Annotated in this window: 15 protein-coding genes; 13 read left to right on the top strand and 2 right to left on the bottom strand. The window is 74.7% G+C overall.

Annotation, left to right across the window (positions count from 1 at the left end; all coding sequences use genetic code 11):
• Window positions 1-221: 221 nt before the first annotated feature.
• Window positions 222-1,124 carry an NAD-dependent epimerase/dehydratase family protein gene (locus GA0070214_RS14920; RefSeq protein ID WP_091263221.1) on the top strand — a complete coding sequence of 301 codons (903 nt, stop codon included), beginning with the start codon at window positions 222-224 and terminating at the stop codon, window positions 1,122-1,124.
• A gap of 250 nt (window positions 1,125-1,374) precedes the next feature.
• A complete protein-coding gene (locus tag GA0070214_RS14925; RefSeq protein ID WP_091263223.1) occupies window positions 1,375-4,614 on the top strand; it encodes a delta-60 repeat domain-containing protein in 3,240 nt (1,079 codons plus the stop codon).
• 53 nt (window positions 4,615-4,667) lie between these two features.
• Here GA0070214_RS14925 and GA0070214_RS14930 read toward each other — a convergent pair whose 3' ends face one another.
• A complete protein-coding gene (locus GA0070214_RS14930; protein WP_091263226.1) occupies window positions 4,668-5,717 on the bottom strand; it encodes a zinc-dependent alcohol dehydrogenase family protein in 1,050 nt (349 codons plus the stop codon).
• Window positions 5,718-5,811: 94 nt separating this feature from the next.
• Here GA0070214_RS14930 and GA0070214_RS14935 point away from each other — a divergent pair, with 94 nt between their 5' ends.
• The 11 genes from GA0070214_RS14935 (at window position 5,812) to GA0070214_RS14980 (ending at window position 17,410) form a co-directional block, all read left to right on the top strand.
• Window positions 5,812-6,714, top strand: a complete 903-nt coding sequence (locus GA0070214_RS14935) for an arginase family protein (protein WP_091263228.1) — start codon at window positions 5,812-5,814, stop codon at window positions 6,712-6,714.
• Between the two features lie 276 nt (window positions 6,715-6,990).
• Window positions 6,991-8,253: a cytochrome P450 gene (locus GA0070214_RS14940; protein ID WP_091263230.1), complete on the top strand. Its 1,263-nt coding sequence runs from the start codon at window positions 6,991-6,993 to the stop codon at window positions 8,251-8,253.
• 165 nt (window positions 8,254-8,418) lie between these two features.
• Entirely contained in the window at window positions 8,419-8,871 is a 453-nt protein-coding gene (locus GA0070214_RS32450) for a helix-turn-helix transcriptional regulator (RefSeq protein WP_244167713.1), read from the top strand.
• Between the two features lie 254 nt (window positions 8,872-9,125).
• Window positions 9,126-11,495, top strand: a complete 2,370-nt coding sequence (locus GA0070214_RS14950; protein WP_091263232.1) for a sensor histidine kinase — start codon at window positions 9,126-9,128, stop codon at window positions 11,493-11,495.
• Window positions 11,496-11,511: 16 nt separating this feature from the next.
• Window positions 11,512-11,916, top strand: coding sequence for a roadblock/LC7 domain-containing protein (locus GA0070214_RS14955; protein WP_091263914.1), 405 nt, complete (start codon window positions 11,512-11,514; stop codon window positions 11,914-11,916).
• 49 nt (window positions 11,917-11,965) lie between these two features.
• Window positions 11,966-13,159 (top strand): ABC transporter substrate-binding protein, encoded by a 1,194-nt coding sequence (locus GA0070214_RS14960; RefSeq protein WP_091263234.1) that lies wholly within the window; start codon window positions 11,966-11,968, stop codon window positions 13,157-13,159.
• Window positions 13,156-14,049 (top strand): branched-chain amino acid ABC transporter permease, encoded by an 894-nt coding sequence (locus GA0070214_RS32125; RefSeq protein ID WP_208602784.1) that lies wholly within the window; start codon window positions 13,156-13,158, stop codon window positions 14,047-14,049. Before GA0070214_RS14960 ends, GA0070214_RS32125 begins: the two co-directional genes overlap by 4 nt.
• The gene (locus tag GA0070214_RS32130; protein ID WP_208602785.1) at window positions 14,046-15,056 is read left to right on the top strand and encodes a branched-chain amino acid ABC transporter permease; all 1,011 of its coding nucleotides are present in this window, start codon (window positions 14,046-14,048) and stop codon (window positions 15,054-15,056) included. Before GA0070214_RS32125 ends, GA0070214_RS32130 begins: the two co-directional genes overlap by 4 nt.
• Complete coding sequence (locus GA0070214_RS14970) at window positions 15,053-15,796, top strand: ABC transporter ATP-binding protein (RefSeq protein ID WP_091263236.1); 744 nt, start codon at window positions 15,053-15,055, stop codon at window positions 15,794-15,796. Before GA0070214_RS32130 ends, GA0070214_RS14970 begins: the two co-directional genes overlap by 4 nt.
• A complete protein-coding gene (locus GA0070214_RS14975; RefSeq protein ID WP_091263238.1) occupies window positions 15,796-16,569 on the top strand; it encodes an ABC transporter ATP-binding protein in 774 nt (257 codons plus the stop codon). Before GA0070214_RS14970 ends, GA0070214_RS14975 begins: the two co-directional genes overlap by 1 nt.
• A 31-nt stretch (window positions 16,570-16,600) precedes the next feature.
• Window positions 16,601-17,410, top strand: a complete 810-nt coding sequence (locus GA0070214_RS14980) for a class I SAM-dependent methyltransferase (protein ID WP_091263240.1) — start codon at window positions 16,601-16,603, stop codon at window positions 17,408-17,410.
• Between the two features lie 14 nt (window positions 17,411-17,424).
• Here GA0070214_RS14980 and GA0070214_RS14985 read toward each other — a convergent pair whose 3' ends face one another.
• Window positions 17,425-18,180 carry an alpha/beta fold hydrolase gene (locus GA0070214_RS14985; protein WP_091263242.1) on the bottom strand — a complete coding sequence of 252 codons (756 nt, stop codon included), beginning with the start codon at window positions 18,178-18,180 and terminating at the stop codon, window positions 17,425-17,427.
• Between the last annotated feature and the right edge of the window lie 26 nt (window positions 18,181-18,206).

The following is an 18,206-nucleotide window of genomic DNA, read 5'->3' on the forward strand; positions in this document are numbered from 1 at the left end:
TGGGTGTCCCGTCGGTGCGTTTTGGCCGGATGCACACGGCCATATCCTCCCTATGCGTCTGTGCCACTCCTATGTCGACTTGACGCAGGCATTTCAGGAGACGGGCTCCCCATGAGCATTTCCGGCAGTTCGGTGACGAACTGGGACCGTGGCGGGCGAGGCGTGCGGTGCCGTCGTGTGGTCAAGGGATGGCGGTCCTCGGTGCGGGGGAGGATGTGACCATGAGTGGTCACGAAGCAGTTGTTCCCACGCGGGTCGTCGTCACCGGCGCCGCCGGAAAGCTCGGTCGCGCGGTGGTCGCGCACCTGCGCGCGGCGGGCGTCGACGTGCTCGCCGTCGACCGTGCGGGCGGGCGCGACCCGCGCGACGTCGACGGCGAGTTCCTCCAGGTCGACCTCACCGACTACGGGCAGGTGGTGGAGGCGTTCACCGGCGGCGCCGACGAGCACGCCGGCGGCGTCGGGGCGGTGGTGCACCTGGCGGCGGTCCCGGCGCCCGGGCTGCTGCCCAACGCGGTGACCTTCGCGAACAACTCGGCCGCGACCTACAACGTCTTCGCCGCCGCCCGGGCGGCCGGGATCAAGCGGGTCGTGTGGGCGTCCAGCGAGACCGTGTTGGGCCTGCCGTTCGACACCCCGCCGCGGTACGCGCCGGTGGACGAGGAGTACCCGCCGCGCCCGGAGTCGACCTACTCGCTCAACAAGGCCCTTGAGGAGGAGATGGCGCGGCACTTCTGCCGCTGGGACCCCGAGCTGGTGATGGTCGGCCTGCGCTTCTCCAACGTGATGGACGTCGAGGACTACGCGGCGTTCCCCGCCTTCCAGGCCGACCCACGGCTGCGCCGCTGGAACCTGTGGGGCTACATCGACGCCCGCGACGGCGCCCAGGCGGTCGAGCGGGCGCTCGCCCACGACCACCCCGGCGCCGACGTCTTCATCATCGCCAACGCCGACACCGTGATGACCAGGTCCAGTGCCGGCCTCATGGCCGAGGTCTACCCGGGCGTCGAGATCCGCGGGGAGCTCGGGGAACACGAGACGCTGCTGAGCATCGACAAGGCCCGCCGGGTGCTGGGCTACGAGCCGCGGCACTCCTGGCGGGACCACGTCGATCCCGCCGGTTGATCCGCCGATCAGGCGGCCGGGGCTCCGGTGAGCAGGGCTCCGCCATCCGATCGGGGGAACGGGCCTGCATCGGAAGGTGGGGCGGCCCGCCGGTGTGGCCGGAATTGGGGCCGTGCGGTGGAATCCGGGTGCGGCGCGGTACCGCGAGAGGACCTTGCCTTCTACGGTGACGTCCGGCACGCGGGCGGGTGGACGTTGCCGGGGACCGACCCGGTGGTGCCGTATCGGGCGTTCACAGGGAGTTGACTGGATGCAGGTCTGGAGTCGCACCGTCGCGGGTCTGGTCGCCGGGGCCGTCGTGGTGATGGGCGTACCGGCGGTCGCGGGCACCGTGGCGACGAAGCTCACCGCCACGGGCGCCGGCAGCACCGTGCAAACCGGCGCGGCGGCGATGAGCGGCGGCGCCGCACTGGGCGCGGCGCGCACGGTCGCCACCGCGGCGCAGGTGGTGCCGGGTGACACCCGGCTGGTGCCGACGGCGCCGCGTACCGACACGCCGCGGATCACCAACGGCGAGATCAAGGACCTGGAGGTGATCGGCAACCGGGTCTTCATCGCCGGCACCTTCACCTCGATCGCCAACGTCGGCGGGGCGACCATCGCGCAGAAGTCGCTGGCCTCGTACAACCTGGACACCGGCAAGGTCGACACCGGCTTCAAGCCGACGTTCGACGGGTCCGTCGAGGCCGTCGAGGCGGCGCCCGACGGGTCGGCGCTCTACGTCGCCGGGTCCTTCAACACGGTCGGCGGCGTCACGAAGCGGAAGATCGTGAAGCTCAACCCGACCACCGGCGCGCCGATCGCGGCGTTCACGGCGACCGCGAACGCCCGCGCGACCGCGCTGGCCGTGAGCGGCACCGCGGTCTACGTGGGCGGCCAGTTCACCACGGTCAACGGGGTCAGCCGCCCCGGCCTGGTCGCGCTCAACCCGATCACGGGCGCCGTGGACACCGGCTTCAACCTGCCGCTCACCGGTGGCATCGGCGTCGGCGGCATGCTCACCGTGCAGCAGCTCAAGCTGACCCACGACCGGAGCAAGCTGCTCGTCGTCCACACCGGCCGGCAGATCGCGGGCCAGGACCGTTACGGCGTCGCCCTGATCAACACCGCCACCAAGGCCCTGCTGCCGTGGCGTACCCGGCTCTGGGAGGACAACCTCTCCTTCGTCGGTGGCATCCAGCGGGTGTTCGCCGGTGACATCGCGCCGGACGACTCCTACTTCGTCGTCACCAGCGGCTCGGGCGGCGACCGCCCGCCGATCAACGACACCGCCATCGCGTACCCGCTGACCGGCGCCGACAACGTCCAGCCGCTCTGGGTGTCGCGGCACTTCGACAGCGTCTACTCGGTCGCCATCACGGCCACCGCCGTCTACGTCGGCGGCCACTTCAGCTGGCAGGAGTCGCCGACCTCCAACGTCCCCTGGCCCGGCCTGGACAACGTCGGCTACGGCACCGGCCAGGGCCTGAGCGGCTACGGCCTCGGCGACCAGGTGGTCCGCCGCGACCATCTCGGCGCGCTCGACCCGAAGACCGGCACCGCGCTGGAGTGGAACCCCGGCTCCAACTCGTACGAGGGTGAGAAGGCCATGCTGGCCACCGCGCGGGGTCTCCTCGTCGGCGGCGACGGCAACGTCAAGGGCGGCAAGACCGTGGGCCGGGTCGGCTTCTTCGACCTGAACACGGTGCCGGCGCCGTCGGCGGTGGACACCACCATCGTCACGCCCATCGAGGGCGCGGTGAAGCAGGCCAACGAGTCGTTCACGCTGGGCGGCCAGGCGCTCGCCCCGGCCGGCGTCACCCGGGTCCAGATCGAGATCCAGAACCGGAACACCAGCCAGTACCTCCAGGACGACATGACGACGTGGGGCGCGTCCAACAGCATCAACGCCACGGTCGCCGCCGTGAACGCCACCTCGACGACGTGGACGCTCCCGGTGTCGCTGCCCTCCGGCGTCTACCAGATCCAGGCGAAGACCTTCGGCCGCAACAGCACCAGCGACCCCACGAAGGCGGTCAAGAAGATCGAGACGTTCCGGTTCGACGACCTGCCGCCGTCGACGCGGATCGACTCGCCGCCCGGCGGGCTGCTCGCCACGAAGACCTTCGTGGCCACCGGCACCGCCACCGACGACAAGGGCGTCAGCGCCCTGACCTACTCGTTCCGCACCCCCGACAACCGGTACCTCCAGGACGACGGCTCGGTGGCGCCGGTCTACAACACCTTCCGCGGCGAGCCGGACGTGATCGGCGCGCTGTCGACCACCTGGCAGTTCGAGGTGGCCCTGCCCATCGAGGGCCAGTGGAAGATGACCGCCACGGCCACCGACACCGCCGGCCAGAGCGACCTGCGCGGCGACACCCGCGACTGGACCGTCTCGTCGACCGGCGTCCCGCCGACGGTCGCCATCACGGCGCCGGTGCCGATGACCCCGCCGACCGCGGCCGCACCGGTCACCGTCGGGCCGGGCGGCACCATCACCTTCTCCGGCACCGCACAGGACGACGACGCCGTCCGGTCGGTCGAGATCTACCTGCGCAACAACACCACCCGGGAGTCGCTGGCCGCCGACGGCACATGGGGCGCCGACTCGGTGGCGGCCTACCACCGGATCTCCCCGACCAACCTCAGCGCCCCGTCGTACGCCTGGTCGTACACCAGCGTGCCGCTCACCCCGGGCGTCTACGACTTCCGGGTACGCGCCACCGACAGCCTGGGCCTGACCACGTCGGGCACGAACATGGGCCGGCTCACCGTCACCGCGCAGGTGCCCGGCGACGCGTTCCCCGACGGCCGGCTCAGCTTCACCGGTGTCGACCAGAACGTCGACCAGTTGCACCTCAACCTGGCCGGCACGGCGACCGACGACAAGGGCGTGCAGAGCGTCCGGGTGGCGCTGCGCGACCTGGACACCGGCCGGTACGTCCAGCCGAACGGCACCATGGCCGCCGCCTTCGCCACGGTGAACGCCACGCTGGCCGCGCCGGGCGCGACGAGCACCGCGTTCACCCTGTCGATCGACCTGCCGACCAAGGGCGAGTACAGCGTCGAGGCCTGGGCCGTCGACACGGCGGGCCAGCAGGACGGGTCGACCTCCGGCGCGACCGCGCGGTACCTGGTCTACCCGGGTGACCTCGACCCGCGGCTGGAGCCGAGCATCACCCCGGTCGAGGGCGAGGTCTACACCGGCGGGCGCATCGTGGTCACCGGCCGGGCCGTCGACGACATCGGGATGCTGCGGGTGGACATCCAGATCTCCAACAGCGCGGGTCAGGGGATGAACGCCGCCGGCACGTTCAGCACGCCGGGCACCCCGGGCAACTTCCCGTGGATCGCGTCCTTCCTCACCAGCCCGGGTTCCCCGGGGTCGAACTTCGCGTACACCTCGCCGGCGATCCCGGCGGGCACCTACACGGTCTCGATCCGGGGCGTCGACAACTACGGGCAGGTGCAGCAGCCGCCGAGGACCGTCTCGGTGACCGTCAACTGAGCCCGGCCGCGGACCGGTCCGGCCCTCCGGGGCCGGCCCGGTCCGCGGCGCTTTCAGCGGGGTACGACGATGCACATCCCGCCGGCCCCCGGCCCGTCCATGGTGGTCAGCGCCTCGGGCACCGCGTCGAGGCCGATGGTGCGGGTGATCAGCTCGCCGGGGCGCAGCACCCCGGCCGTGACCAGCCGGAGCAGCTCCGGGTAGGCGTGCGCCGCCATGCCGTGGCTGCCCCGCAGCTCCAGCTCGTACGCGATCACCAGCTCCATGGGCAGCGCCGGGCGACCCTGGGCGACGGGGAGGAGGCCGACCTGGACGTGCCGGCCGCGCCGGCGCAGGCTCTCGACGGACGCCACGCAGGTCGCGTGACTGCCCAGCGCGTCGAGGGAGAGGTGCGCCCCGCCGCCGGTCGCCTCCCGGACGGCCGCGGCCACCGCACCCGGTCCGCTGAACTCACCGCCGTCCAGGCAGACCGTCGCGCCGAAGCGCCGGGCGAGGTCCAGCGCGCCGGGGGCGATGTCGACGGCCACCACCCGTGCGCCGCAGGCCGCCGCGATCATCACGGCCGACAGGCCCACCCCACCACAGCCGTGCACCGCCACCCACTCGCCGGCCGCCACCCGGCCCTGGCCGACCACGGCCCGGAACGCCGTGGCGAAGCGGCAGCCGAGCGCCGCGGCGGTCGGGTGGTCCAGGTCGTCGGGGAGGCGGACCAGGTTGACGTCGGCCTGCCGCACCACCACGTACTCGGCGAACGAGCCCCAGTGGGTGAAGCCGGGCTGCGTCTGCCGCTCGCAGACCTGCTGGTCGCCGGCCAGGCAGGCGGGGCACTGCCCGCAGGCGCAGACGAAGGGCGCGGTGACCCGGTCGCCGGGCCGCCAGCCGCGGACGCCCGCGCCCACGGCCGCGACGACGCCGGCGAACTCGTGCCCGGGGATGTGCGGCGGGCGGATGTCGGGGTCATGCCCCTGCCAGCCGTGCCAGTCGCTGCGGCACAACCCGGTCGCCTCGACCCGGATCACCACGCCGTCGGGCGGCGCCACGGGGTCGGGGACCTCGCGGACCTCGGGCCGGGCACCGAACTCGTCGAAGATCACGGCACGCATGACGGCATCCTCACACGCCGCCCGCCCAGCCGGCCGGTGCGGGTGGCCGCCCGATACCGCCGCTCCGCACGGCCCGGGATGCCACCATGGGGGCGTGACAGCGCAGGGCTGGTATCTGGCGGGGGCGCCGTGGGACTGCTCGGGGCTCGGCCGGGGTGAGCGGCTCGCGCCGGCCGCGCTGCGGGCGGCCGGGCTGTCGGAGCTCGTCCCCGACGACGCCGGGGACGCCCCGATCGTCATCGACGACGACCGGCGGGACGACGCCACCGGCGTACGCGCCCTGGAACAGACCACCCGGGCGGCGACCGTGCTCGCCGACTGGCTCGACGCCGCCGCCGGGCGCCGGCCCGGCCACCGGCCGCTCGTGGTCGGCGGGGACTGCAGCCTGCTGCTGGGTGTCCTGCCCTGGCTGCGGCGGAGCCGGGGCCGGGTGGGGCTCTGGTTCGTCGACGGGCACCCCGACTACCTCGACGGTCCCTCCTCGCCGACGGGGGAGACCGCCGACATGGACCTGGCTCTCCTCACCGGCTCCGGGCCCGAGCGGCTCACGGCGCCGGCCGGGTCGACCGCCCCGCTCGTCGCGCCCGCCGACGTGGTGCTGGTCGGCCACCGCACCCGTGACCTCGACCCGGAGGCCGCAGCGGAGGTGGCCCGGCTGCCCGACAGTATCCGGCGCATCGACGCTCCCGCGGTCGTCGGCGCGCCACGCCGGTGCGGGGAGCGCGCCGCGGCCCTGCTCGCCGGTGTCGACGGGGGTGTCTGGCTGCACGTCGACTGCGACGTGCTCGACCCGGCGGCCATGCCGGCCGTCAGCTACCCGGAACCCGGCGGGCCGACGGCCGGGCAGGTGGCCGACCTGCTGGCGCCACTCGTCGCCGGGCCCCGGCTGCTCGGCGTGAGCATCGCCGACTTCCGGCCCGACCTGGATCCGGACGGCACCCACGCGGCGACCCTTGTCGAACTGTTCCGCCGGCTGCTGCCCGGTGCCGGTGCTTGACGAATGGCCGTCCATTTCCGCGACGGCTGGTTGATGGCCGAATCCCCTCTGATCACCTGCTCGGCGTAGGGTCGTTCGGGCTGCTCATGGCCGGTGTCGATGCGCAACGGGCAGGTCGCAATTTGCAGACGGGCGAGGAATTCGCAAGGCGCCAGGAACGCAATTCCCAAGCAAATTCTATTGACGTCGACAAATCTTGACTTGATTCGCGGAATGGCGCACCGTGAAAGGTGCCGGCACCGACGGGTCGCCGGGTCGCCAGGTCAGGAGGCGGTCATGCGGTGGAATCCGTTCACCGGCGCGTACCTCGCCGATCCGGCGCAGGTGTGGCGAGGGCTCCTCGACTCCCCGGGCGGGGTGCACCACGACGAGGCCCTCGGGCTCTGGCTGATCACCCGGCACGCCGACGTGCGCCGGGCGCTCGGCGACACCGAGAGCTTCCGCAACGCCCTCACCCTCGCGCCGGTCTACGACGTCTGCCCGGAGGCGCTGGCCGTCATCCTGCAGATCGACGCCCCGCCCACCACGGCCGCCGCCGACCCGCCGGTGCATCCGCGCACCCGCCGGGCGCTGCGGGCCACCTTCGCGAACACCGCCGACCGGGTCGAGCAGCGGTACGGCGCGATCGTCCGGCGCCGGGTCGACGAACTGGTCGCCCGCCTCGTCGCGCGCGCCGGCCAGCAGGTCGACCTCGTGTCGGAGTTCACCACCGAACTGCCCCTGCTGGTGCTTCTCGACCTGCTCGGCGTGCCCGAGCGGGACATCGCCCGCGTCCGGGCCTGGGCCGACGGGCAGATCGCCCTGGTGTGGGGGCGGCCCGAGCCGGCGGAGCAGGTCCGGCTCGCCCAGGGCCTGCTGGAGTTCTGGCGCTACTGCCAGGCGCTCGTGCGTGACCGGCTCGACGGCGGCGGCCCCGGCGACGGCTACGTCGACCAGTTGATCGCGTACCGGGGCGGCGACGACGAGGTGCTCACGGTCGCCGAGGTGTCGAGCATCGTGTTCAACCTGCTCGTGGCCGGGCACGAGACCACCGCGGGGCTGCTCGCCCACGCGCTGGACCAGGCGCTCACCGACCCCGACCGCTGGCCGGCGATCGCTGCCGAGCCGCACCGGGTGCCCGCGTTCCTCACCGAGACCCTGCGCTTCGCGCCCGCCATCGACGGCTGGCTGCGGGTGACCAGCCGGCCGGTCACGCTGGACGGCGTCACGATCCCGGCCGGGGCGCGCTGCCTGCTGCTCATCGGCGCCGCGAACCGGGATCCGGCGGTGTTCGCCCACCCCGACCGGTTCGACCCGCAGCGGACCGACGCGACCGACCACCTCTCGTTCGGGCACGGGCCGCACTTCTGCATCGGCGCCGCACTGGCGCGGCTGGAGGCCGGGATCGCCCTCACCCGGCTCGCCGCGGCCGTGCCCGGGCTGCGGCTGGCGCCGGGGCACCGCCGGTCGTACCAGCCGAACGTGGCGTTCCGCGCGCACCGGGGCCTGCCGGTCGTGGTCGAGGCGGCGGCGCCGGCCGTCCAGCAGACGGCGGCCTGACCGGCGTGGCCGTGCCGGGCGCTGAGCTGCGCGCGCCGTCACGGAGCGGAGTCATGTCTTCACACCCGTCGGTCGATGGGTTAAGAATTGTCCCCTGCGAATGCCCAGTCATCACCCCGCCCGGATCTCATGTCGACGCCGCGCCGGCGTCGCGAAGGTGAGCACATGGATCGCACGCCCCCGTCGAGCGCCGCTCACTCCGCCGCCAGCCATCGCTTTCGCGCGGAGTTGCGCCGGTGGCGGACGCGACAGGGGCTGACCCAGCGGGCGCTGGCGGAGCGGGTGCGGTTCAGCCGGGAGACGGTCGCCGCCGTCGAGTCCGGCCGCCGGTTCGGCAGCCAGGAGTTCGCCGTCCGGTGCGACGAGGTGCTCGGCACCGGTGGCCGGCTGGCGGCGTTGTGGCCCCAGGTCGCGGCGGAGCAGTTGGCCGCGGACGGCCGGCGCGGGCCCCGGTTCGGCGAGGTGGCGCGGCTGGACGACCCGCCGGCCCCGCGGCGGGACGCGCGCGACCCGGGGGCCGTGGTGGCGGCCATCGACGAGCTGCGGGAGCTCATCGGTCAGGTGCTCGGCCAGCCGGAGGTCGACGGCCCGCCGTCCGCGCCGCCCGCGCGGCGCTGACGCCCGGAAGGGGCTGGGCGGCACGCGCGCCGCCGGCGCTGCCAACTCTGGGTACAGATGCTGGTACGGGCTGTTTGTACCACCGACAGGTCTGGCCTGAGCGCACGGCTTCCGGCGCAATGAAACGTGCAATCCGCAAATGCAGATAGACCGTTGTTGATGAGTGCGGGGAGTCAGCCTTGGCGTCGAGCACGAGGTCCCACGCGGCCCGACCCTACCCGACCCGCCGCCGCGGCTGGAAGATTGCCGCCCGGATGCGCCTCATCGTCGCGGCTCCGCTGGTCGCCGTGCTGGGCTTCGCCGGCCTGGCCCTGACCGAGAGCGCCCGCCAGACCACCCGCGCCAGCGACCTCGGCCTCCTGGCCCAGCTCGGTGCCGAGGCGGGCGACCTGGCCCACCGGCTGCAGAACGAGCGCATCGTCGCCGCCGACCTGCTCACCCGGGGCGGGCCGGAGCAGCAGGACGCCTTCGCCGACGCCACCACGGCCACCGACGCCGCCGTCGCCCACTACCGCCGGCACCGGGCGAAGCTGCCCGGCGGCTCCGCCGCCGACCAGGCCGTCCTGCCGCGCATCGACGCGGGGCTGGCCGGCCTGCCGCCGCTGCGCGCTCAGGTGCGCACGGCGGAGCGCGCCTCGGTGTCGGCCATGACCTTCAGCTACCGGATCGTCATCGCCGACCTGCTCAGCCTGCGCGAGAGCGTCACCCTCGGCGTGGTCAACGCACGGATCGCGGACGGCATCCGGGCCTCCGCGGCGCTGTCCAAGGTGGCCGAGGCGATCGGCCAGCAGCAGGTCGCCGTCCTGCGCGCGATCGCCGCCGACGAGCTGACCCCCGCCATGCAGCAGGACATCACCGCCGCCCGGACCGGCCTCACCGAGCAGGGCCTCGCCTTCCTGGCACTCGCCCGGCCCGCCTGGCGGGGCTGGTGGGAGCAGGCCGCCAGCGGCGAGAGCGCGCTGCTGCTGCAACGGATGCAGGACCAGGTGTCCCGCAGTGTCGCCGGCAGCCCGCTGGAACTCGACCTCGACACCTGGGTCACGGCCACCCGGCAGTGGTCCGTGCGCCTGGCCGAGCTGCGCCAGCGGGTCGACGTGGTGGTGCTCGACGACGTGCGTACCGCCCATGCCGACCAGCGGCAGCGCACCGTGGTGGAGGCGGCGGCCGTCGTGGTGGCCCTGGTGCTCACCACGCTGGTCACCTGGGCGGTGGCCCGGCAGATCACCCGGCGACTGCGCCGGCTGCGCGACGCGGCCAACGCGGTCGCGTTCGAGCGGCTGCCCCAGGTGGTGGCCCGCCTCGAACAGCCGGACAGCTCCTCGGTGGATCCCGACGAGCTGGCCCGGCGGCAGGCCGGGGACGCGCTGGAGCCGTCCAGCGACGACGAGATCGGCGAGGTGGGCCAGGCCTTCACCGCGGTGCACCGGGCGGCGGTGCGGACGGCGGCCGAGCAGGCGGTGATGCGGGCCAACACCGCCGAGATCTTCATCCACCTGAGCCGGCGCGAGCAGCGCCTCGTCGACGCCGTGCTGGCCCAGGTCGACCGGGTCGAGAAGGACGAGACCGACCCGGACCGGCTGCACCAGCTCTACACGCTGGACAACCTGGCCACCCGGATGGGACGGATCAACGCGAGCCTGCTCGTGCTCGGCGGTGTCGGCGTCGGGCGCGTACGCCACCACGACGTGCCGCTGCAACAGGTGCTCCAGGCGGCGCAGAGCCAGATCGAGCACTACGCCCGCATCCGTCTCGGCCTGGTCGACGGCGACGTCGCCGTGGGCGCCGAGTCCGTCGACGAGGTCGTGCACCTGCTGGCCGAGCTCATGGAGAACGCCACCGGCTACTCGCCGCCGGGCACCGAGACCTGGGTGACCGGCCGCAGCCTCGGCGACCGGGTGATCGTCCAGATCAGCGACGAGGGTGTCGGACTGTCCCCGCAGCGGCGCCAGCAGCTCAACGACCTGCTCGCCCGCCCGCCCGCCATCGACGTGGCCGCGGTGCGGGCCATGGGTCTGGTCGTGGTGGGGCAGCTCGCCAAGCGGCTCGACGTGGCCGTGCAGCTCCGGCCGGGCCCACGCCGCGGCACCATCGCCGAGGTGGCGCTCCCGGGGACGATCATCCGGCCGCTCCCCCCGGAGGAGTTCCTTCTCACGCCCGCCCGGCCGTCCCGGCGGGCGGCGCGGACCGCTGTCGCACCGCCCTACCGGGCGGCGCCGGAGCCGTGGGCCGGCAGCCCTCCGGCCGACCCGGTGCTGCCCGTCGCGCCCGTCTTCCAGCCCGCTCCCGCACCGGACCAGAGTCCCGTGCCCGCTGAGGAACTCGTCATCTACCACCAGGTCAACCACTGGTTCCAGGCCGACCGTCCGGGCGCGGCGAACGGCACGCCGTGGGCCAGCCCCGCCGACGACGCCTGGCGTACGGCGGCCCGGGCCGACTCGCCCGAGGTCGCCGGCACGACCAACTCAGGCCTGCCGAAGCGGCAGCCGCAGCAGCACCTGGTGCCGGGCGGCGTCACGGTGCCGCGGCAGCGCTCCGAGCACCGCGACCCGACGCGGGTGGCCACCGCGATGGCCGCGTACGCCCGGGGGGTCGCCGGCCGCCGGCCCAATCTGATCAACAACTGATCGACAGGGAGTGCACGTGACCGACCACCAGGATCTCGGCTGGCTGCTGGACGCCTTCGCCGAGCGCGCGACCGAGGTCAGCCATGCCCTCGCCATCTCCAGCGACGGCCTCATGGTGGCCGCCACCCGGGGGCTCCCGCCCGACCGGGCCGACCAGCTCGCGGCCACCGGTAGCGGGCTGGTGAGTCTGCTCCGCGGCGCGGCCGCCTTCTTCGACGCCGGTGCGGTCATCTCCAACGTCACCCAGCTCGAGGGCGGCTTCATGTTCTCCATGGCCTTCAACGACGGCGCCTCCCTGCTCGTGCTCGCCGACCCGCAGTGCGACGTCGGAAAGGTCTCCTACGAGATGACCGAGCTGGCCAACCGCATCGGCGACGCCCTGACCCCCGCGGCCCGGGCGGCCCTGAGCCGCAGCCGCTGACCGTCGGCGCCCCCACGCCGAACCCCCACCCCCTCATCCAGGAGCACACATGTCCCTCACCACGTCCCGGCACCGCCGCGCCCGCACCGCGGCGCTGCTCGCCCTCGTCCTGCTCGCCGCACCCGCGTGCGCCGACGGCGAGGGCGGCGCCGGCCCCGGCGCACCCGTCAGGATCGGCCTGCTGGCGTCGCTGTCGGGCACCTACCAGGCAGTCGGCAAGGACATCCGCGACGGCTTCCAGCTCTACCTGTCCACCCACGACGGCAAGCTCGGCGGCCGGGAGGTGGAACTCGTGGTCGCCGACGAGGGCAACGGCGCGGCGACCGCGGTGCCCGCCGCCACGAAGCTGCTCAAGCAGGACCGCGTGGTCGCGCTGACCGGCGTCGTCGGCGGCGGCTCGGTGGCGGCGGTCTCCCCGCTGCTCGCCGAGACGAAGGTGCCGTTCGTCGGCTCCAACGGCCGGCCCGAGCTGAAGGACGTCTCCCGGGTCTGGCACACCTCCTACCTGTCCGACGAGCCGGGGGAGGCGATCGCCCAGCACGTGCGCGACGACGTCAAGGGCAGCGTCTACGCCATCGGCCCCGACTACCAGGGCGGCTGGGACGAGCTGCGCGGCTTCACCGAGGCCTTCGCCAAGGCCGGCGGCAAGCTGGCCAACCCGGACGGCAAGACCACCTTCACCCCGTTCCCGGCGACCACCAACTTCACCCCGTACTTCGCGCGGATCAAGGCCTCCGGGGCGGACGCCGTCTACACGTTCTACGCCGGCAGCGCCGCCGTCGACTTCGTGAAGCAGTACGCCCAGTCGGAGGTGAAGGACCTGCCGCTCTACGCCGCCGGGTTCCTCACCGAGGGCGGCGTGCTCAACGCGCAGGGCGAGGCCGCCCGCGACATCTACTCCGTGCTCAACTACTCGCCCGACCTCGACAACGCGGAGAACCGCGCCTTCGTGGCCGCCTGGAAGGCCGAGCACGACGGCTCCCCGACGACGTACGCCATGGCCTCCTACGACGCGGCGGCCGTGCTGGACCGGGCCATCGCGGCAGCCGGGGACGACGTGACCCCGGACCGCGTCAACGCCGCCATCGGCCAGCTCGGCCAGATCGCCAGCCCACGCGGCACCTGGCAGTTCTCGCCGACCACCCACGCACCCGTGCAGAAGTGGTACCTGCGCCAGGTGCGCCAGGACGGCCGGGCGCTGTCCAACACCGTGGTGGGCGACCTCGCCACCGTCGGCGGGTGACCGCGGTGGCCGCCGGCATCCGGTTCGACCCGTACGTCGTCCCCGCCCTGGACGGGGTCGCCTACGGGCTGCTGGTCTTCGTCGCCGCCGCGGGGCTGGTGCTCTGCTTCGGCGTGGCCGGCATCCTGAACCTGGCGCACGGCACCCTCTACGCGATCGGCGGCTACACCGCGGCCGCGCTGCTGGACGGCGGCTGGCCGAGCCTGGCGCTCGCGCTGGCCGTCGGGGTGGTCGCCGCCACCGCGTCCGGCGCGCTGGTCGCCGGGCTGCTCACCCGGGTCGCCGCACGCAGCCACCTCACCCAGGCGCTGCTGACGTTCGGGGTGGCGCTGGCCGGCGGGAGCCTGCTCGTGGGCGCCTTCGGCCCGGACGACCCGCCGGTGCGGGTCCCCGCCGCGCTGGACGGGTCGGTGGCGGTGGCCGGTCACCGCTACGCGGCGTACCGGCTGGTGTTCATCGTGGTGGCCGCGCTGCTCGCCGGCCTGCTCCACCTCGTGGTGCGGCGCACCCGGGCCGGGATGCTGGTCCGCGCGGCCGTCGACGACGCCGAGATGGTCGCCGTCCTCGGGGTGAGCCCGGCGCGGATCCGGGTCGGCGTGCTGGCGGCCGCCGGGGCGCTCGCCGGCGCCGCGGGCGTGCTCGGCGCGCCGATCATCGGCCCCGGGCCGGACACCGCCGACGCCGTGCTGCTGCTGTCCCTGGTGGTCGTCGTCCTCGGCGGCCTCGGCTCGATGACCGGCACGCTGCTCGCCGCGCTGGCCGTCGGGCAGATCCAGACCCTGGGCGTTGCGCTGGCCCCGTCGGCGGCCCCGTTCCTGCTCTTCGCCGCCATGGCGCTCGTGCTCGCGGTGCGGGCACGCGGCCTGGCCACGGTCCGGAGCGCGACGTGAGGCAGGGAGCCGTCCGTGCGCTGCGCCGCGGTGTCGCCGCCGCGGTGGTGGCCGCCCTGGTGCTGGCGCCGTGGACGGTCGACGACTACACCGTCGCGCTGCTCGCCCGCACGCTGGCGCTCGGCCTCGTGGCGGTGAGCGTCGGGCTGCTCACGGGCGTCGCCGGGCTGCCCACCCTCGGGCAGACCGCGCCCTACGCGGCGGGCGCCTACGCCAGCGCGGTCGTGGGCAGCCACCTGTCCGACGTGGGCCTCGTGCACCTGGGCGTGGCCGCGGCGGCCGGCGCGGCGCTGGCCGCCGTGACCGTGCCGCTGGTGGTCTCCGCGCGGGGCGTGGTGCTCCTGATGATCACCCTGGCGGTCGGCGAGCTCGCGGTCACGGTCGTCGGGCGCTGGCGGTCGGTGACCGGCGGCACCGACGGGCTGGCCGGCGTCCCCGCGTCCCGCCCACTGTGGGGGATGCCGCTGCTCGCCACCGACCGGGCACGCTACCTCTACACCCTGGTGGTGGTCGCCGCCCTGGTCGGCGTGGTGCTGCTGGTCCTGCGTACCCGGGTCGGGCTCCTGCTGCGGGCCGGCCGGGACGACGAGGCGCGGCTGCGCGCCAGCGGCCACCGGGTGCCGGTGCACGTCGCCGGCGTCCACGTCGCGGCCGGCGCGGTCGCGGGCGCCGCGGGTTCCCTGCTGGTGGTCGCCCAGCAGTTCGTCTCGCCGGCCGACTTCGGCTTCGACACCTCCGCCCTGCTCCTGCTGGGCGTGGTGATCGGCGGCACGGTGTCGGTGGGCGGCGCGCTGATCGGCGCCGCGCTCGTGGTGGCCGCCCGGGACTGGCTGTTCGGCGTCCTCCCCGGGCAGGCGCCGCTGGTGCTCGGGCTGGCCTTCGTGGCCGCCGTCCACCTGCTGCCCGACGGCGGGCGCCGGCCCCCGGTACGCGGCCGCCTGCTCCCGGCCGTCCCGGCCCGCCGGGCGGCGCAGGACCGCCCGACACCGACGGGAGTACGCGCATGACCCCGCTGCTGTCCGCTGACGGGATCACCGTGCGGTACGGCTCGCTGGCCGCTCTGGACGGCGTCGACCTGCGCATCGCGGCGGGTCAGCGGCACGCGCTGATCGGGCCCAACGGCGCCGGCAAGACGACGCTGCTGGACGTGCTCGCCGGGTCCACCCGGGCCGGCGGCGGCCGGGTGCTGCTGGGCGGCCGGGACGTCACCCGGCTGGGTCCGGCGGCCCGGGCCCGCCGGGGCATCGGCCGGATCCACCAGCGCCCCGCGGTCTGGTCGACGCTGACCGTGCGGGAGAACGTGCTGGTCGCCGCGCTGCCGCGGGCCGTGCGGCCGGGCCGGTGGCACCCGTCGGCGCGGCGGCGGGCGGCCGAGCGGACGGCCGACGCGCTGCTGGCGCGGGTGGGCCTGACCGGGATCGCCGCGGTTCCCGCCGGGCACCTGGCGCACGGGCAGCGCCGGCAGGTGGAGATCGCCGTGGGGCTGGCCGGCCGGCCCCGGCTGCTGCTGCTCGACGAGCCGGCCGCCGGGCTGTCCGCCGTCGAGGTGGGCTGGCTCCTGGAGTTCCTGCGGGCACTGCCCCGCGCCGTCGCGGTGCTGCTGGTCGAGCACCGGCTGGACCTGGTCTACGCGCTCTGCGACACGGTGACCGTGCTGCGCGACGGCCGGACGCTGGCCACCGGGACGCCCGCCGAGATCCGCGCCTCCGGCCCGGTCCGGGAGGCGTACGCCGAGGGGGTGGCCTGATGCTGCGGATCGACCGGCTCTGCGCCGGCTACGCGGGCGGCACCGTGCTGCACGAGGTGAGCCTGGAGGTGCGCACCGGCACCGTCCAGGCGGTGGTGGGGCGCAACGGCGCGGGCAAGAGCACGCTCGTGCACAGCGTCGCCGGTCTGGTGCGCCCGTACGCGGGCCGGGTCGAGATCGGCGGCGTGCCGGTCGCCGGCCGGCCGCCGCACCGGATCGCCCGGTCCGGGGTCGGCCTGGTCCCGCAGGGCCGGCGCGTCTTCTCCCGGCTGACCGTGGCCGAGCACCTAGCCCTGGCCGCCGCGCCGTGGCGGGCCGCGACGCCCGGCGGCGAGGGCTGGACGGTGGCCCGGATCCTGGACCTGCTGCCCCGGCTGGGCTCCCGGCTTCGCCACCGCGGCGACCAGTTGTCCGGTGGCGAGCAGCAGATGCTGGCCATCGCCCGGGCCCTGCTCGGCCAGCCCCGGCTGCTCCTGCTGGACGAGCCGTGCGAGGGGCTCACCCCCGACCTGGCGGCCCGGGTGCGCGAGCTCGTCGGCACGCTGGCCCGCACCGGGCTGACCGTGCTGCTCGTCGAACAGCAGCTCCGGCACGCCGTCGAGCTGGCGGACCGGATCGCGGTGCTGGAATACGGCCGGGTCGTCTACGACCGGCCGGTGCACGAGGTCCGGGCCGACCCGGACGTCCTGGCGGCGATGCTCAGCGTCGCCGCGGTCCCGGAGCCGCCGGCTCCCCGACCGGTGCCCGGGCTCTGGTCCGACGCCGGGCACTGACCCCGACCCGCTGCGACAGGGATGAGGAACGATGCCGACCCACGTCCACGACACCCACTACGCCTTCGACAACGGTGCTCCCGAGGCCGTGCCCCAGCTGCGGGCGCTGGAGTCCTTCCTGGACCCGATCACCGCGCGCCGGATCGCCCCGCCGGTGCTCACCCCGGGCGGCGCGTGCTGGGAGGTCGGCGCCGGCGGCGGCTCGGTCGCCCGCAGCCTGGCCCGGGCGGTCGGCCCGGGTGGCCGGGTGGTGGCCACCGACCTCGACACCGCCCACCTCACGCCCGGCGGCAACCTCGACGTGCGCCGGCACGACGTGCGCACCGACCCGCCGCCCGGTGACGCCTTCGACCTGATCCACGCCCGGCTCGTGCTGCTGCACCTGCCGGAGCGGCGGCGCGTGCTGGCCTCCCTGGCCGGCGCGCTGGCCCCCGGCGGGTGGCTGGTCGTCGAGGAGTTCGACTGCACCGTGCCGCTGCGCGTGCTGACCGCGCCGAGCGACGACGCGGCGAAACTCTTCGCCCAGGTGACCGACGCGATGCTCGACATCCTGCAGAGCCACGGCGCCGACCTGGCCTGGGCGCAGGACGTGCACGGCGAACTGGTGGCGGCGGGGCTGGTCGAGGTGGACACGGTCACCCACGCGCAGAGCTGGCCCGCCGGCTCCCTCGGCGCGTCGCTGTACGGGACGAACTCCCGGCAGCTGGAGCCGGAGCTGCTCGACGCCGGTGTGTCGCCGGGCCAGCTGGAGGCGTTCCGCCGGCTGCTGCGGGACCCGAAGTTCGCCGTGATGTCGTACCAGTTCGTGTCGACCCGCGGGCGGCGGCCGGCGACGCCGTGAGCGCCGGACCGGCGTCACCGCCCGAGGAAGTCCTCGATCACCGTGACCAGCCGTACCGGGGTCTCGTACATGGCGTAGTGCCCCGCGTTGGCGAGGACCTCGAGCCGGGCGTTGGGGTAGTGACGCAGCCAGGTCTCGCGCATCGTGTCGGCGCCCAGCGCGGGGTCGTGCTCACCGACCACGGCGAGCGCCGGCACTGGGTGGCCCTTCACCTCGTCGGTGAAGTCGGTACGCGCCCACGCGGTGAGGTACGCGCCGAACGCCTCCGGGGTGGAGTGGTTCAGGGAGAACCGGACCATCTCGTCCAGCCACCGGCCGGACAGCCGGTTGCCGGTGGTGAGGTCGATGATCGCCCGGCGGTTGGCCGGCTCGGCGGCCGCGCCGTCGAACAGCGTCCAGGCCTGGAGGTCGAACGGCACGCCGCCGGCCGGGACCGGGCTGACGCCGACGAGGTGGGTCACCCGCCCGGGGGCGTCGGCGAGGACCCGCTGGGCCGCGCTGCCGCCCAAGGAGTGCCCGACCACCGAGAAGGTGTCCCAGCCGAGGGAGTCGACCAGTTCGAGGGCGTCGCGGGAGATCTCGGCCATGGTGTGCTCGCCGGCCACGCCGGTGCGCTCGCCGTAGCCCCGGTAGTCCGGGAACGCCCAGGTGAAGCGCTCGGCGTCGATCAGCTCCGGCAGCCAGCCCCAGCCCCGCGCCGAGCCGAACCACCCGTGCAGGGCCAGCACCCGGTGCGGCCCGTGACCGACCGTGCAGTGGCTGATCGTCATGTCGAGACCCCTTCCCCTGGTCCGGC

Source organism: Micromonospora chaiyaphumensis, assembly GCF_900091435.1.
Taxonomy (GTDB): Bacteria; Actinomycetota; Actinomycetes; order Mycobacteriales; family Micromonosporaceae; genus Micromonospora; species Micromonospora chaiyaphumensis.

Bases quoted from the DNA above. Each gene is read 5' to 3' on its own strand.
- GA0070214_RS14985 (WP_091263242.1), bottom strand. From the start codon at position 18,180: ATGACGATCAGCCACTGCACGGTCGGTCACGGGCCGCACCGGGTGCTG.
- GA0070214_RS14920 (WP_091263221.1), top strand. From the start codon at position 222: ATGAGTGGTCACGAAGCAGTTGTTCCCACGCGGGTCGTCGTCACCGGC.
- GA0070214_RS14925 (WP_091263223.1), top strand. From the start codon at position 1,375: ATGCAGGTCTGGAGTCGCACCGTCGCGGGTCTGGTCGCCGGGGCCGTC.
- GA0070214_RS14950 (WP_091263232.1), top strand. From the start codon at position 9,126: ATGCGCCTCATCGTCGCGGCTCCGCTGGTCGCCGTGCTGGGCTTCGCC.
- GA0070214_RS14975 (WP_091263238.1), top strand. From the start codon at position 15,796: ATGCTGCGGATCGACCGGCTCTGCGCCGGCTACGCGGGCGGCACCGTG.
- GA0070214_RS32450 (WP_244167713.1), top strand. From the start codon at position 8,419: ATGGATCGCACGCCCCCGTCGAGCGCCGCTCACTCCGCCGCCAGCCAT.
- GA0070214_RS14940 (WP_091263230.1), top strand. From the start codon at position 6,991: ATGCGGTGGAATCCGTTCACCGGCGCGTACCTCGCCGATCCGGCGCAG.
- GA0070214_RS14980 (WP_091263240.1), top strand. From the start codon at position 16,601: ATGCCGACCCACGTCCACGACACCCACTACGCCTTCGACAACGGTGCT.
- GA0070214_RS14930 (WP_091263226.1), bottom strand. From the start codon at position 5,717: ATGCGTGCCGTGATCTTCGACGAGTTCGGTGCCCGGCCCGAGGTCCGC.
- GA0070214_RS14960 (WP_091263234.1), top strand. From the start codon at position 11,966: ATGTCCCTCACCACGTCCCGGCACCGCCGCGCCCGCACCGCGGCGCTG.
- GA0070214_RS14970 (WP_091263236.1), top strand. From the start codon at position 15,053: ATGACCCCGCTGCTGTCCGCTGACGGGATCACCGTGCGGTACGGCTCG.